This is a genomic window from Crystallibacter permensis, assembly GCF_025960875.1.
Taxonomy (GTDB): domain Bacteria; phylum Actinomycetota; class Actinomycetes; order Actinomycetales; family Micrococcaceae; genus Crystallibacter; species Crystallibacter permensis.
The window spans coordinates 21,693-35,462 of sequence record NZ_JAODLR010000031.1 but is presented as its reverse complement, the minus strand read 5'-3'; the positions used below and the strand labels follow the sequence as shown (position 1 = coordinate 35,462).

The window sequence follows — 13,770 nt, the reverse complement described above, 5'->3', positions numbered from 1 at the left end:
AATGGAGACCCCCCAGCGCGCCGCCCAAGGCCCCGGAAAGGGCACGAAAGCGAACCCCACGGCCCAAAATTGCCCCTTGTTCAGCGCCCTCCTAGTCGCCCTTGCCACCGCTGGGTTTTCATCAGGGTCAGGTTTCACTGCCTCGTTGAAACGCCGCTTATCCACGACGGCTCCCCTTCGGGCCTTCAAACGGCCAGGGTTTGGTTGAGCTTGGGGCTTTGCATGCCGGTCGCGGGACGCGCTGCATTCCGTCGCTGTTCGGACCAGAGCGAGTATCCCAGCCAGACAAGAGCCAGTCCGACAGGTACGGCGAAAATACTGCCGCGCGTCTGTGGAAATACCGAGGCCAGAGGGGTTAAGACCATCCCGACGACCAAGAGGGCAGCGGCCCAGCGCGAAAGGATGCCGGCACGAAAGATTGCAATACCCAGCAGCAGGCCGCCAAGCACATAGAGCACGAATGACACCGGACCCATCGTCCCTAGGACCCCCAGATCAACGTTGCCGCCCGTGCCGCCGGAGCCGCCGAAAATCACCAGGAAACTGTTGACGAACTGCGGCGACTCGGCGGCCAATGGCGGCATGATGAGGGTTTGCGCGAAGATGACAGCCGTCAGGAGCACAAACCATGAACCGAACAGCAGATACCCGATCAGGCCGAGCAAACCGGTTTCTTTGACCTGCCGGAGGTAGATTCCGGTCACGCCCGCCAGCCCCAGTACTGACATGCCTAGGGTCAGGTAACCCATAATCGCCCAGTTGCTGCCGTTGACGGCGGAAACGTCGAACAACGGATGAAGGGGTTGCCTGATGATGTAAATCAGCCCTGCCAGCATGGCGCACAGACCGGCGGCCCGGGTGAGCTTGGAGGTTGTGATGTTCATGGTTGCTCTCCTTGTTCTGAATCGGCCCAAGACGGATGCCAGGGGATACTCAGAAGCTACAGAGGCATGTGATGACACGGCGTCCCCACATGTGGTGATTGATGTGGTGATGGACGTCCGCTGGAACAGACTCGTCCCCGGCGCGCGGAGGACGGGCTAGAACAACCGCGGATCACAACCCTGCCGGTTACGGGAGGGGTCTTCTTCCGTAACCGGCTACCTTGTTACCCTCACCCAATTCCCTAACCGCAACCGTGGGACGTCTCCTCTCCGCTGCAGGTCATCTGGAAAACTGCCGAGCAAGGGCGCTCTGCCGCACCACAACTCCTGACTATGGCGTTAACCGGCAATCGCCCCTGTGGCCGGATTTCGAACCGATGTCCGGTCGGCGGTCTCGCGAGGGACGTTCTGAAGCAACCACGTGGAAAGCCAAATGATCGCAACGGCCAGGCAGACTAGACCCAACTGCAGAACAGTTTCCGGAAAGACAACACGCATTGCGATGGGAATGGCACTCGCGGTGTAGAGGACGACCGCGCCCTTAGGTACCCCGGAGGTTCGCCACAGCGCCGACATGAAGACGACGGTACCGAGGAGGAACAGCATCGAGACCACTGTCAGGGCGATACCAAGCGGGCCAGTACGCAGCGCTGCAATCACACCCGAATCAATGTAAGGAAAGACAAGGTTCAGGACGAATTCGACCCCGACGAGGCCGGCCAGCGACATTACGGAGAGCATCGCACCTAAGGCTCCCAGCAAGCCAGCTTTCCTGGAGATCACCATATAGATTCCGATCACCAGACCGATAGCGGCGAGTTGGGCAACGGGTGCAACTAGCTGGGTGAAAGGCGACGTAGGGATGAGTCCGGCCCGCTTAGCGGCATTCACCAGCAATATGGCTGCGGAGAGAAATCCGGCAACGGCAAAGATCTTGACGAGTACTGCAGGTAAAAATATCTGGGTTCGGGACGGCATCTGAGGCTCTTGTCTATTGGGTAAGGCTCGAAATAACGAGTGCTATAACAAGCGTCACGGCCCATCGCTGGTGCCGAAGACAACTAGAATCTACGGAAGCGTGTGGTGACGCGTCATCACCACCCGTGGTGATACACGGGGTGACCGACGATTGTTGGGTCGCTACACCAAGCCCTGCTCTTCTGCGCGGCGGACGGCCGCGGCACGGCTATTCACTTCGAGCTTTGCAAAGATGTGCTTGGTGTGCGTGCGCAAGGTGTTCACCGAAACGAAAAGTTGGCGCGCAATCTCCGGCCCGCTCAACCCCGTAATCAGCAGCTTGAGCACTTGCAGTTCGCGTTCGCTCAATGGTTCCGCGATAGGCTGAATGTTGGGACTTTCGCCTTGAGATTTCGCGAAGGCGCGGCGTAGACGACGAACATAGTCCGTGAAGATTCCCTGTCGCGCGGCCTCATCCAGCAATACCGCCATGGGGGTACCTCCATCAATAAAAAGGCGGACATAACCTTCCGGCTCGGCCAAGGCCAAAACGCGTTTCAACGGCACCAGAGCCCGCCGCATCTGCCCCTGCGCCTCGTGAGCGAGGGCCTGCAAGACCAGGATCTCGTTCACGCTTCCAGTGCGTCCCCCCGCCTCTGCCGCTTCCAGCATGCGGCCCAGCAACTCCACGGCCTCATGGAGCTCGCTTCCCTGCCGGTTGACCTTGTACTGGGCGATGCGCAGTCTCGCCAGGGTGATGTGCCCGAATTCGAGCAGGTACCTGACGTCATCCCCAGCGGTCAGGCGGTGCTCGTTCGCCCACCGCTCTGCTTCAGCAAACCTTCCCTGAGCGATCCAGATCCGTGCCTTTAACGCACTAATCGGGCGCACCTCCGGCAGGAATCCCCGCAGGTATAGGCGCTCGGCTTGTCCCAGCAACTCAATCGCGCCGTCTGGGTCTCCTTCGATCTCGCTGACCCGAGCCATTGCAACGAACCACCGGTACCGGTTTTCCGTCAGCGAAGCACGTGCCCCCAGCGCCGTGCTGGTCTTCAAATGTTGCTTGGCGGCTTCCAGATCGCCGAGCTCGCACTGAAGCTCACCGATCCCCACGTGCAGGTCGGCCAGTGACTGTGGAACCGGTTCACCCTGTGCTGTCGCCAACTGCAGGGCCCGCTCGTAGATCCGACGTGCCTCGTGCAGTCGGCCTCGCACAATCCACATGTCCGACAGCACAATCGTGCTGCCCAGTTCGTCGGCTATGTTGCCGGCCGCGTGCAGGCTCGTCACGGCATCTGAAAAAGTTCGCTGGGCTGTCTCGAGGTCTCCGCTAGCCCACGATGCCAGTCCCAGGAATCCGGCCGCCGCGCCGTGGGAGAGATAGTCGCCTGGCTGAGCCAGCTCAAGCGCCTGCCGGGCATGTTCCGCGGTGCCTGCCGCATCACCCAGCGCCTGAGCCAGCGACGCCCGGTAGATGGCGATGGTTACCGGTAACGTTCGAAACTCTTCTCCGTTGACCGACGTGCCGGCCCCGGAAGCCAGCCTCCTTTCGGCGTCCCGCAGCCGGGACTCGACCGCTTCGAGGTCGCCGGAGACTAGGAGCATCCAGGCGCAGAAGACGCTGAGCACCGGCCTGCGTCGGACCACTTCGTCCGGGAGCGTCTTCAACCAGCCGAGCAGCACCGCATCCTGTCGGGTACGTCGGATTGCCGGCAAGGCCCATTCCATTAAGTCCGCCGCCCGTCCGAAGTCCTCGGCAGCCAGCGCGTGCTTCACCGCATCTTCCGGCAGGTCATTTCGCTCGTACCACTCGCTGGCGATGTGATGCAGCGCTGGTACCCGGTCGGGCTGCTCCTTTAGGATGCGAGACCGGAGCACGTCGGCGAAGAGGTGATGATAGCGATACCACTGCCGCCGGTCGTCCAGTGGCACGACGAACAGGTTGTCGCGCTCCAGGTTCTCCAGCATTCCGCTTCCGCCGTCCAACCCGGTGACGGCTTCACACAGGGGACCTGTCAGGCGGTCGAGAACGGAGGTGTTCAGCAGAAAGCTGCGGACATCAGCGGCCTGGTGCTGCAACACCTCCTCCATCAGGTAGTCGATGACGAAGCGGTGGCTGCCGGTGAACGCGCGGATGAAACCAGCTATGTCTTTGTGATCACGCATGGAGAGGGCGGCCAGTTGTAAGCCGGCGATCCAGCCCTCGGTGCGGGTTTCAAGGGCAGCGATGTCATCGGTCGAAAGGCCCAGGCCCATGACCCGGTTGAGGAAGTCCGCGGCTTCGTCGGCAGTGAAGCGCAGGTCGGCGGCGCGCAGTTCGGTCAGTTCGCCCCGGCTTCGCAGGCGGGCCAGGGAGAGAGGCGGATCGGAACGGCTGGCAACTGCCAGATGCAACTGCGGCGGGAGATGGTCGAGCAGAAAATTGAGGGCCTCATGGATCGGCCGCGCGCGGATCGCATGGTAGTCATCGAGTACGAGGATGATCTCTCTGCCCACCCGCGACACGTCGTTGATGAGAGCGGTCAGGGCCGGCTCAACCGGCAGCACCTGGGGATTGGGCAAAAGGCTCATCGTCTCTGGACCAATGTCCGCGTCGATACCCTGCAGCGCCGCAACAACATACGTCAGGAAGCGGGATGGATCCTTGTCCCCTTCATCCAGGGACAGCCAGGCGACTCGTACTTCCGGGTTGCGTCGCCTGCTGTGAGCGATCCATTCGCTGAGCAGTGTGGTCTTGCCGAAGCCTGCGGGGGCGCAAGCAAGCGTGAGCTTGCGGCCCGAGTCCAGTCCCTCGTTCAGGCGCTCAAGCAGCCGGGGCCGCGGAACGATCTGAGGGCGGGATGCGGGAACATGGAGTTTTGTAGCCAGCACCGGCGTCGGCATGTCCCAAGTATAGGCGCGCTCGGTACCACCACAGTTAAAGTGCCAAGGCACTTACCGGACATCTGTCCGCCGACTCGATTCCTCAACTTCGCGCACGGGGCGCTTGTCGACGCATGTGCCCGGACCCAATGGTGATAGTGAAGCGGCGGGCCACCGTTCTGGTGGCCCGCCGCTTCAGTGGAAGAGAAAGCGTTACTCCTTGTAGCTGAGGCCGAAACCGTAGGGGAAGAGCGCCCCGTCGTCGGTCTCGTCATAGCCCGGAGTGTCGCTGTTCTGCTGGAGAATCGCCTCACGGGTTCCGGCCAACGCGAAGGGCATGCGGCCCTGCGGGTTGAACTCGCCCGAGACGATGTCCATGAGCGCCGCGGTGGAGTTGCCGAAGTTGGCGAGGATCGCACCGGCGTCGCGCAGGCCGCTGGCCTCGTCGAGCACGAACGGCTGGCGGAAGTAGATGTCGAGGACAGTGTTCTCGGTGCCGACCTCGGTCATCACCTGCTGCACCGCGTCGAGCGACGGGGTGACCTCCCACGACTCGGCGTCCTTCATGCCGGTGAAGTCGAGCGTGCTCGACTCCCACGGGAAGGAGCCGCCGAAGCGCAGCCCGTCGTCGGTGCACGCGCCACCGCCGTTGACCACGCATGCGTCCGCCGCGCCGTACGGGCTCTTCCCGTCGAGGCCTTCGAGGCCCTCGATGGCGCTCGGATTGATGTGCTCGGGGTTGAGGCCCGTGGCCGGGTCGTTGCTGACGTAGCTGCCGGTGTTGACGTTCCGCGCGGTCATCGAGATGAGCGCGACGTCGGCGTCCGCAGCAGTGCGCTGCTCGGCCGGGTCGTTGCCATCGATGACGTCATGGCCGGAGGCCGCAACTTCCTCGGCGTCGACGTTGCCGAGCACGTACACGGTCTCGCCGCCGTCGAGCGGGAGCACGGAGTCGCTGTCGATCTCCCGGTTCTGCAGGAGCACGGTGGACTTGCGCTGCAGATCGAGAGCGACCTCACGGTTCTCGTCGCTGCCGACGGTCGAGTCGGCGATCGACGGGTCGACGTACGGGTCCTCGAACAGGCCCATCTCGAACATCGGGGCCAGAAGGCGCTCTGCGGCGAGGTCCACGCGGTCTTCGGTCACAAGGCCGGTGTTGACGAGGTCGATGATCGTCTGCACCTCGTTGAACCCCGAGAGGGTGTCCGTGCCACCGTTGATGGCTGCGGCGACGCGCTCAGGAACGGTAGCGTCCTCGAGGCCCCAGGCACGGTCGTTGATGATGCCGGTATCGGAGTTGACGTAGCCGTCGAAGCCCATCTGGTCGCGCAGCAGGCCGTTGACGATCTGGTCGGAGAAGGCCATGCCGACCTCGTCGTAGTCCACACCCTCGTACGTCACGTCGACCGGCACACCGTAGTACGGCATGATCGACGAGACTCCGGCCTCGATGGCGGCCTCGAAGGGCTTGAGGTGGTAGCCGAAGGCATCCCCGGGGTAGACCTGCGCCTTGCCGAAGGCGTAGTGCGGGTCGAGGCCGAGCTCCTGCGGGCCGCCGCCCGGGAAGTGCTTCATGGTGAGCGCGACGTCGGTCTCTGCGCTCAGGGAGTTGCCGTCCTTGCCGACCTCACCCTGGAGCGACTCCACGAGCTCACCCATGATGTTCGCGCCCAGGTCGGCGTCCTCTGTGAACGTCTCGTGCGTACGGTACCAGCGCGGCTCGGTCGACAGGTCGGCCATGTAGCCGTACATGCCGCGCAGGCCGATGGAGGACCATTCCTCGCCCATGACTTCGGCGAACTCCTCGACGACGGACATGTCGCCATCGGTCGCCTCGCCGGTGGTCTTCGCCTGCTCGCCGAGGGCAGCGGCAGCGATGCCTGCTTCCTTGGGGAACGCAGAGAATGCGCCGGATGCCTCGTTGATGCCGGCCCTGGCCTGGGGGTCGATGTGGTTGCGGGCGTTCGACTTGTACAGTACGGGGATGCCGAGGCGCGTGGCCTCGCTCAGCTGCTGGATCTCGTTCATGAACGTCGCAGCTTCGCCCGGGGTGACGCGCACGTTGGTCCCGAAGCCGCCGCCGCTGGGCTGGCAGGCACCGCGCTCGCCGCTGTCGACGAGGTTGCGGAAGATGAACCGGTGCATCTGCTGGGTGTCGATGTAGTCGACGGCCGTGTCGGGTACGGTGCCGAACTTGCCAGTCTCCGGGTCGCACGAGGCGTTCACCGTATCGATGAGCATGAGCCCGGCCTTCTCCTCAAGGGTCATCTGCCCGACGAGATCTGCAACTCGAGCCTCGACCGGCTTTCGCCAGTCCTCGTAGACGTCAAGCTTGCCGTTGCCATTCAGATCCTTGAACTGGCGCCCCTTGACCGTGATGATCTTCTTGGCACGCGTCTCCAGCGCAGCGGGCTTTCCGTGATTGCCCTCATTCGTCGACTGGGGCGCAGCGGCTACGGCGCCGGCGCCCAGGATGAAGGTCAGCGGCAGCGCAACGGCGAGGCCCACCATGGCTCGCCGTCGTCTCACGCTCGAATTGGCTGTGATCAACGAAGTTCTCCTTTGAACGGACTGGGAGAGGCGTCCACTGCGGCGCGCTCCCCACGATCTATCGACGACCTGATCGCAGTCGTCGATACCCGGGCGTGTCCCGGGCATCACCCTAGTCTTGGGGTGTCTGGATACGGTGGAAAGCAGTTGCCATCTGTTGCCCCGGGAATACCGAGGCTGATTTCAGCAAGATCACCGATATCGTCTTGTAGTTGGATAGCGCTGATCGAAGCAAGCGATCAGAGGGAAGCTGTTGCCGCCGGCCTGGCAAGGGAGCCGGATGGATGGTTCGTTCGCGCGGGCCGACGGGTGCGGCGGTGGATGAAGTACTCGGCGACCGCTAGGTTGATTACCCATGCTGAACCGAGGAGCAGTGCGCGGGTCAGCACGTCGGCCGGGCCGACGAGGAGAAGCCAGGGGATGCTGACGAGTGCCTGGGTTCCCGCGGCAATGCCGATGGCGTAGCCGCGTGCCATCCACGCGCCGTGTGCGGCGAAGTCCCGGCGCCGGATCGCGAGAATGCCCATGACGATGCTGGCCACCATTGCCGAGCCGAAGACCAGCCGAAACACGAGTAGCAGCTCGCCGTCGCTGGGGGGAAGATCGTAGAAGACCGCCATCCACAGGCCGGACAGGGCAACAAGCAGGCCGGCGGGGATCAAGACCTTCCCGGCCACCCGGTGCCAACTGCGCTTGCCGCGCTTGCCGCGCTTGCCGCGACGGAGCGAGGGAACGAATTGGAAGGCCCCGACTAGGGAGTACACGATGGCGGCGGGAATGTGGATCAGCACCGGGATAGGTGAGTCGAAGAACCTGTGGTTGGCCGGCGTTACCTCGGCGCCTTCCATCAGTTCAGCCAGCCGGGCCGTCCCGAAGAACACCGGGATAAGGCTGACGAAGATCAATGCGGCGGGCACGAGCCACTGGCCTCCACCGCCTCGACGGCCGCGGGGACTTTCCTTTGTTTCCGTCCCCATCACCACAGTTGCAGTCTTTCTGCTGGCGTTCATTTCGAGTCCTTCGCTGGATGGGCCGGGAGAAGCGGTCCGATTGTGCCTTTGGTGTACGGTGTACACCTGATGCAACTAAAGGTAGGTGTACGGCGTACACTTGTCAATAGAAATCGGCTACCTAAAGAAGGGGGCACCAGATGGCCCAGCAGACGGAAACGGTGCGCCGCACTCCCCTGAGCCGGGAACGTGTGCTGAGTGCCGCCGTCGTTCTTGCGGACGAGTCAGGAGTCGAGTCGCTGAGCATGCGCAAGCTTGCCCAGCAGCTGGGCGTGGTGCCGATGGCGCTGTACAAGCACGTCGCGAACAAGGAAGAGCTGTTGGACGGCATGGTCGACGTCATCGTTGGCGAGATCGACACCGGGGCCAGCGGCGACGACTGGAAGAGCGCCGTCCGGCAGCGGGTCCTCGCCGCGCGGCAGATCTTGCTCCGGCATCCGTGGGCCCGCCATGTGATCGAGTCGCGGACCAACAAGTCGGCGGTGGTGCTGGAGTATATGGACGCGATGATCGGAATGTTCCGGGCCGGCGGTCTTTCGGTGGATCTGACCCATCACGTCATGCATGCCATGGGCAGCCGGATGTGGGGCTTCACCCAGGAAGTGTTCGACGACTCCGCGGGTGCCGCGGCGGAAATCCCGCCGGCCATGCTCCACGCGATGGCCGAGAAGTATCCGCATGTCATGGAGATCGCGATGAGGGCGGACCACGACGACGAATCGGTCGTCGGCCAGGGCTGCGACGATCAGTTCGAGTTCGAGTTTGCGCTGGACCTGCTGTTGGACGGATTCGAACGCCTGCATGAGCAAGGCTGGACGTCCCGCGGACGCTCGACCTAGAGAGAGTACAGCGGCGGCTGGCGAAGTATTGCTCCAAAGTGAGCGGATCATCATCGGCCATCGCAGCCCGGGGAGGTCACCTTGGCGTGATGGTCAGCTCCGTATCCCCGGAGGTCTCGCCCGGTCGTTCACCATCCCGCGCTCCAGAGGCCGCTGCAACCAAACGAACCACCTTGGTAGGATCCTGGGGCTCCGGTTCCGCGATATGTTTATGGCTTCTCCAGCACGTGGTTTTGGAGCCCGGCGACCGTCTCAACACCGGCACTCCGGAAGGCGTTGCCATGACTGGACGCTTCCCCTACCTCCAGGAGGGCGACACCCTAAAGCGTGCCGGTGTCATCCTCGGCGAGCAGGAGTCCAAGGTGCACCAGCATGACTTGGTTGTCCCGAAAAACTCTTAATCTGTCGTGTTTCTACGTCTTCTGATGCTTCTGACTATCAGCCATACGATGACGGCTGCGACTGCTGCATAGACGGCGTAGTTCAGGTAGCGCGAGTACTGTTCGACGAGCGCGTGCTGGGTTCCGAGCAGGGCACCCAGACCAATCAACAGTGAGTTCCAGAGACCGCTCCCGGCAATTGTGAAGATGCTGAAAGTGGCCAGGTTCATTCTTTCCGCGCCGGCCGGAAGCGAGATGAGGCTACGGACCCCGGGGAACAGTCGGCCGAAGAATATGGCTGATTTGCCGTGGCGTTCGAACCAGTCGGCCGATTTTTCAAAGTCTTCCCGGTCCACGAGGGGCAGTTTCGATAGCAACCGGATGGAGCGTTCCAGCCCCAGACGTGCAGCGATGCCGTACAAAAGCAGGGCGCCTAGGTAGGCGCCCAGAGTACTTGTGATGATGACAAGGATGATGTTCATGGATCCCTGGCGGGTAAGAAACCCGGCCAGGGGCAAAATAACTTCACTGGGAATCGGCGGAAACACGGTTTCAATAAGCGTGAATAATCCGACTCCCCATGCACCCAGGGATTCAATGGCACGGGCAGCGAAACCCACGAGCCCGGTCATCTCCTGCACAGAACCGGAAGCCGCCAAAGAAATCACCTTCAGGCTCCTCACCCTGTAGAAAGCACTGGTGGCTTCAGTCTGACACCTACGTCGGCGAAGCGATAAGTCCCTCCCCATTCACGGAGACTCGTTCTGAAAGCGAGCTGTCGCATTTGCACTGTTGGCGGTGTTTACCCCGCAGCCTCTCGCGTGCTCCCCCACCGAATCAGAAACAGGTGTCGGTGACTCTACTCCTTCCGTAAGAGAGCAGTCCAGCATAGAGACAGAGATTAATGAGCGGCACCGCCGTTACATAGCGGCGGTGCCAGTCAGACGGACTTAGACCACGGGCGGACGGGCGGCCAGCACCTGGCAACGCACCCAGCCGGCCACCGTCCCCAGCACCTCGGCATCGGTGCGCTCGCGGATCTGCCGCTTGTAGTCGGTGAGCATCGGCGTCCGCGGATCCCGGCGGAGCAGGTGGGTCATATCCGGAATGCACTTGGTCTCCACAGGCCCCGGAACCGTTCGGGCGATGATTTCCAGATCGGCGGGGTTGACCTGCAGATCCTTTCCGCCGCTGATGGCCAGTACCGGCATGTCCAGTTGCTCAAGGAAAGGCAACGGATCGAACTGGAGGAACTCGCGTATCCAACGCGCGTTCATCCGCCGACCCTGCATCCGCAGCACATCCTGGTCCGAGGCGTGCAGTTTCTCCATGGACTTCCGCTGCTGCTTGGCCAGATCCGTGCGCAGCAGCTTCAGCACCACCCGCGGGAAGGCAGGCAGCGCGCCGGCGATCTGCCCGGTCTGCCATTGCGAAGTTTCCTCGCCGCTGTGCGCCGATGCGGACAACAGGACGACGCCGGCAACGCGCTCCCGCTCGTGCGCCGCCAGGGCCGTGGCGTGGAAGGCGCCCTCGCTGTGGCCCACCACGAAGACCGGCAGCTCCGGCGAGCGCCGGGCGACCATCTCGAGGGCCGCCGCGGCGTCGTCGTAATTATGTTGGAAGCCCGCGGCGAGGAATGATCCCTCGGACGCGCCGACGCCCCGCTTGTCGTAGCCGAAAGAAGCGATGCCCTCCAGCGCCAGTGCCTCGGCAAGATCGCGGGTGACACCCAGCGGCATCCGGCGGTGGTCTGAGTTGCGGTCCACCTCGCCTGATCCGGGCAGCAGCAGGGCGAGGCCCTTCACGGGTCCGGCTGCGGGCAAGGTCCAGGTTCCGGCAAGGGTCAGGCCGTCCGATTGGAAGCAGGCATCTTCGAGCACCGGTGCGGCGCTCTCATCCAGGCCGGCGGCTTCCCGCACCTGCCGGGCTGCGTCTTCGACATTCGCGACCTCGACCACGACGCGGCGGTACTTCTGGTCCTTCAGCGTCAGCTGCACGGCCGGCTTTCCCTGATGGACGACGGCGAAGGTGTTCCCTCGGGATCCGCGCCAGGTGCCCATGCGCACGCGGCCAGGAAGTGCCAGGCCCGGCGCACGCATACCCGTGACTCCCGTGAAGCCGTCCTTCAGGACCTGCACATCCTCAACGGCGGTGGCGGGCATGTTGAGATCCGGCAGCAGGCCGGCGATCTTCTCCCCTTTACTCAGCTCCACGCGGACAGCTCCATCGCCGACAACCAACCGTGCCATTTACCTCTCCCCAACTCTCGTAACCGGTGCGTACAGGACCATCATTATCAATTGCGATAACATTGTCAATAGTGAGAACATGGCTCCATGGCTAACCGAACCAGCGCAGACCTTGTCCTTCATCCGGTGCGGCTGCGGATCTGCCAGACACTCTTGGGCGGTCGCTCGTTGACCACTGCCGGCATGGCTTCGCAGCTGCCCGATGTGCCGCCCGCGACGCTCTACCGCCACATCCGAACGCTCGCCGAGGCCGGTGTCCTATCCGTAGTCGAGGAACGCCAGGTCAGGGGTACTACGGAGCGGACCTATGCGCTGGATCTCGCGGCCACCGAGCTCTCCGCAGATGCCGTGGCGTCGATGTCGCCCGAGGACCACCGGAAGGCCTTCATGGGATTTGCCGCCGGACTGCTGGCACTCTTCGACCGCTACATCGACGGCGCAGTGGACCGCGGCAAGGTGGATCTGGTCCGCGACGGCGTAGGTTACCGGCAGACTGCCTTATGGTTGAGCGACAGCGAGTTCGCTGAGTTCGCCGGGGAGATGCGGGACGTGGTGCAGAAATATTCGGCGAATACTCCGGGCAAGGGGCGGAAACGACGCGTGCTGTCCACCGTCGTCATTCCGTCCGACTCAGCCGTGGAGGAATAGTCCTGTTAGTCTCAGCTACCGGAGCAGGCCCGACGACAAGGAACCAGTAAACAGATGATGGCGCACGCATCCGGTTCCGTGGGAGAGTCGGGCAAGCCGCGGGCACGCGTGCCAGACTCGGTCCTGCGCTCCATTGGCTTCCTCTCGTTCTTCGACCGCTTTGCCACTCCGCCCATGCTGGTTGTGCTGGCCGAGCGGACAGAGATGTCCCTCGGCCAGGCCGTCCAACTGGTGGCTGCCTACGCCTTGCTCTATGCCGTAGGGCAGCCGGTGTGGGGTTTCTTCAGCGACAGGTTTGGCCGCATGGCCGTACTGCGCACTGCGCTGGTGGGTGTCCTGGTCGGTGCGTTGGCCAGCACCCTGTTCAGCGCCTACCTCCCGCTGCTTCTGGCCAGGGCTTTCACCGGTCTCATGGCCGGGGCGTTGTATCCCACCCTGCTGACCATCCTGGGTGACACCCGCACCGGGATTGAGCGAGCCCGCGGCCTATCCGACCTGCAGATCTACTCGTCGCTGGGAACCACCATCGCCACCCTCGCGGCGGGAACGTTGGCCGCGGTGCTCGATTGGCGGTTGGTCTTCGCGCTGCCGGCCCTTGGGTGCCTTGTCCTGTTGATCTGGCTGCGCGGCGTGGCGGGCGATGGGTCGGCCCACCGCGGTGGCGCAAACTTCCGCCTGGCGTTTTCCGGCTCCGCCCTGGGCGTTTATGGTCTGGCAGCCTTGGAGGGCGCGGTGCTGATGGGCATCCTGACCTACTTCGTCCCGGCGCTGCAGAACGCCGGCATCGGAGTCACCTTGGCCGGCGTCCTGGCGGCGGGCTACGGCATCGGCGTCATCCTCGGTGCCCGCCTGATGCGGCGCCTGGTCCGTCACTTCACCCGCACTCGGCTCATGGCCCTCGGCGGGCTGGTCCTCGTCGTCGCCTACCTGACCTCTTCCTTGTCGCAGCTGCCCGCGGCGCTGACCGCGACCGCGCTGTTGGTTGGCGCTTCCAACGCCATACTGCACTCCTCCATGCAGGGCTGGGCCACCGACGTCGCCCCGCAGGCCCGTGCCACGAGCGTGTCACTGTTTGCCTTCTCGCTGTTCCTGGGCAGCTCGGTAGGCACCTTTCTCACCGCCGGTCTGGCGGACGAGAGGCGCTACGGCACCATCTTCAGCCTCGGTTTGATCGTCAGTATCGTCCTGGTGGCGGCCGCCTGCTGGGGCCACGCCGTCTGGAAGCGCAAGCACCCCTAGCGCAGCCAAACGTCTCGGCCCCGCCCGGCCTCAAACCCGGACCGACCCGCCCCGGTCCCAGCAGGCAGCGGGGCTTTACGATGGAACAATGTCACGAACTGACAGGGCCTCCCGGATAGTTGCGGCGCCGCGTGAACGAGTCTTCTCTGCTC

General features: G+C 63.5%; 10 protein-coding genes. 3 read left to right on the top strand and 7 right to left on the bottom strand.

All coding sequences use genetic code 11. The annotated features are described in order from the left end of the window. Window positions 1-185: 185 nt before the first annotated feature. The 5 genes from B0G38_RS21765 to B0G38_RS21745 form a co-directional block, all read right to left on the bottom strand. Window positions 186-884, bottom strand: coding sequence for a hypothetical protein (locus B0G38_RS21765; RefSeq protein WP_264671399.1), 699 nt, complete (start codon window positions 882-884; stop codon window positions 186-188). A gap of 339 nt (window positions 885-1,223) precedes the next feature. Continuing rightward, window positions 1,224-1,862: a hypothetical protein gene (locus B0G38_RS21760; protein WP_264671398.1), complete on the bottom strand. Its 639-nt coding sequence runs from the start codon at window positions 1,860-1,862 to the stop codon at window positions 1,224-1,226. A 162-nt stretch (window positions 1,863-2,024) separates the two neighbouring features. Continuing rightward, a complete protein-coding gene (locus B0G38_RS21755; protein WP_264671397.1) occupies window positions 2,025-4,775 on the bottom strand; it encodes a LuxR C-terminal-related transcriptional regulator in 2,751 nt (916 codons plus the stop codon). Between the two features lie 141 nt (window positions 4,776-4,916). Continuing rightward, window positions 4,917-7,253: a glycoside hydrolase family 3 protein gene (locus tag B0G38_RS21750; protein WP_264671396.1), complete on the bottom strand. Its 2,337-nt coding sequence runs from the start codon at window positions 7,251-7,253 to the stop codon at window positions 4,917-4,919. A 239-nt stretch (window positions 7,254-7,492) separates the two neighbouring features. Continuing rightward, window positions 7,493-8,263, bottom strand: coding sequence for a DUF2306 domain-containing protein (locus B0G38_RS21745; RefSeq protein ID WP_264671395.1), 771 nt, complete (start codon window positions 8,261-8,263; stop codon window positions 7,493-7,495). A gap of 140 nt (window positions 8,264-8,403) precedes the next feature. On the opposite strand from B0G38_RS21745, the gene B0G38_RS21740 reads away from it, so the two are divergent. Further along, window positions 8,404-9,102: a TetR/AcrR family transcriptional regulator C-terminal domain-containing protein gene (locus B0G38_RS21740; RefSeq protein ID WP_264671394.1), complete on the top strand. Its 699-nt coding sequence runs from the start codon at window positions 8,404-8,406 to the stop codon at window positions 9,100-9,102. 397 nt (window positions 9,103-9,499) lie between these two features. Here B0G38_RS21740 and B0G38_RS21730 read toward each other — a convergent pair whose 3' ends face one another. Further along, entirely contained in the window at window positions 9,500-10,114 is a 615-nt protein-coding gene (locus tag B0G38_RS21730; protein WP_264671401.1) for a DedA family protein, read from the bottom strand. A 318-nt stretch (window positions 10,115-10,432) separates the two neighbouring features. Beyond that, window positions 10,433-11,731, bottom strand: a complete 1,299-nt coding sequence (locus B0G38_RS21725) for an alpha/beta hydrolase (RefSeq protein ID WP_264671393.1) — start codon at window positions 11,729-11,731, stop codon at window positions 10,433-10,435. 87 nt (window positions 11,732-11,818) lie between these two features. Here B0G38_RS21725 and B0G38_RS21720 point away from each other — a divergent pair, with 87 nt between their 5' ends. Next, window positions 11,819-12,379, top strand: a complete 561-nt coding sequence (locus tag B0G38_RS21720; protein ID WP_264671392.1) for a helix-turn-helix domain-containing protein — start codon at window positions 11,819-11,821, stop codon at window positions 12,377-12,379. A 54-nt stretch (window positions 12,380-12,433) separates the two neighbouring features. Further along, window positions 12,434-13,618, top strand: coding sequence for an MFS transporter (locus tag B0G38_RS21715; RefSeq protein ID WP_264671391.1), 1,185 nt, complete (start codon window positions 12,434-12,436; stop codon window positions 13,616-13,618). Window positions 13,619-13,770 lie beyond the last annotated feature (152 nt).

What these genes read in the sequence shown, in the direction of transcription:
- B0G38_RS21715 (WP_264671391.1), top strand. Translation starts at nt 12,434, where the DNA reads ATGATGGCGCACGCATCCGGTTCCGTGGGAGAGTCGGGCAAGCCGCGG.
- B0G38_RS21765 (WP_264671399.1), bottom strand. Translation starts at nt 884, where the DNA reads ATGAACATCACAACCTCCAAGCTCACCCGGGCCGCCGGTCTGTGCGCC.
- B0G38_RS21725 (WP_264671393.1), bottom strand. Translation starts at nt 11,731, where the DNA reads ATGGCACGGTTGGTTGTCGGCGATGGAGCTGTCCGCGTGGAGCTGAGT.
- B0G38_RS21720 (WP_264671392.1), top strand. Translation starts at nt 11,819, where the DNA reads ATGGCTAACCGAACCAGCGCAGACCTTGTCCTTCATCCGGTGCGGCTG.
- B0G38_RS21730 (WP_264671401.1), bottom strand. Translation starts at nt 10,114, where the DNA reads ATGACCGGGCTCGTGGGTTTCGCTGCCCGTGCCATTGAATCCCTGGGT.
- B0G38_RS21760 (WP_264671398.1), bottom strand. Translation starts at nt 1,862, where the DNA reads ATGCCGTCCCGAACCCAGATATTTTTACCTGCAGTACTCGTCAAGATC.
- B0G38_RS21740 (WP_264671394.1), top strand. Translation starts at nt 8,404, where the DNA reads ATGGCCCAGCAGACGGAAACGGTGCGCCGCACTCCCCTGAGCCGGGAA.
- B0G38_RS21745 (WP_264671395.1), bottom strand. Translation starts at nt 8,263, where the DNA reads ATGAACGCCAGCAGAAAGACTGCAACTGTGGTGATGGGGACGGAAACA.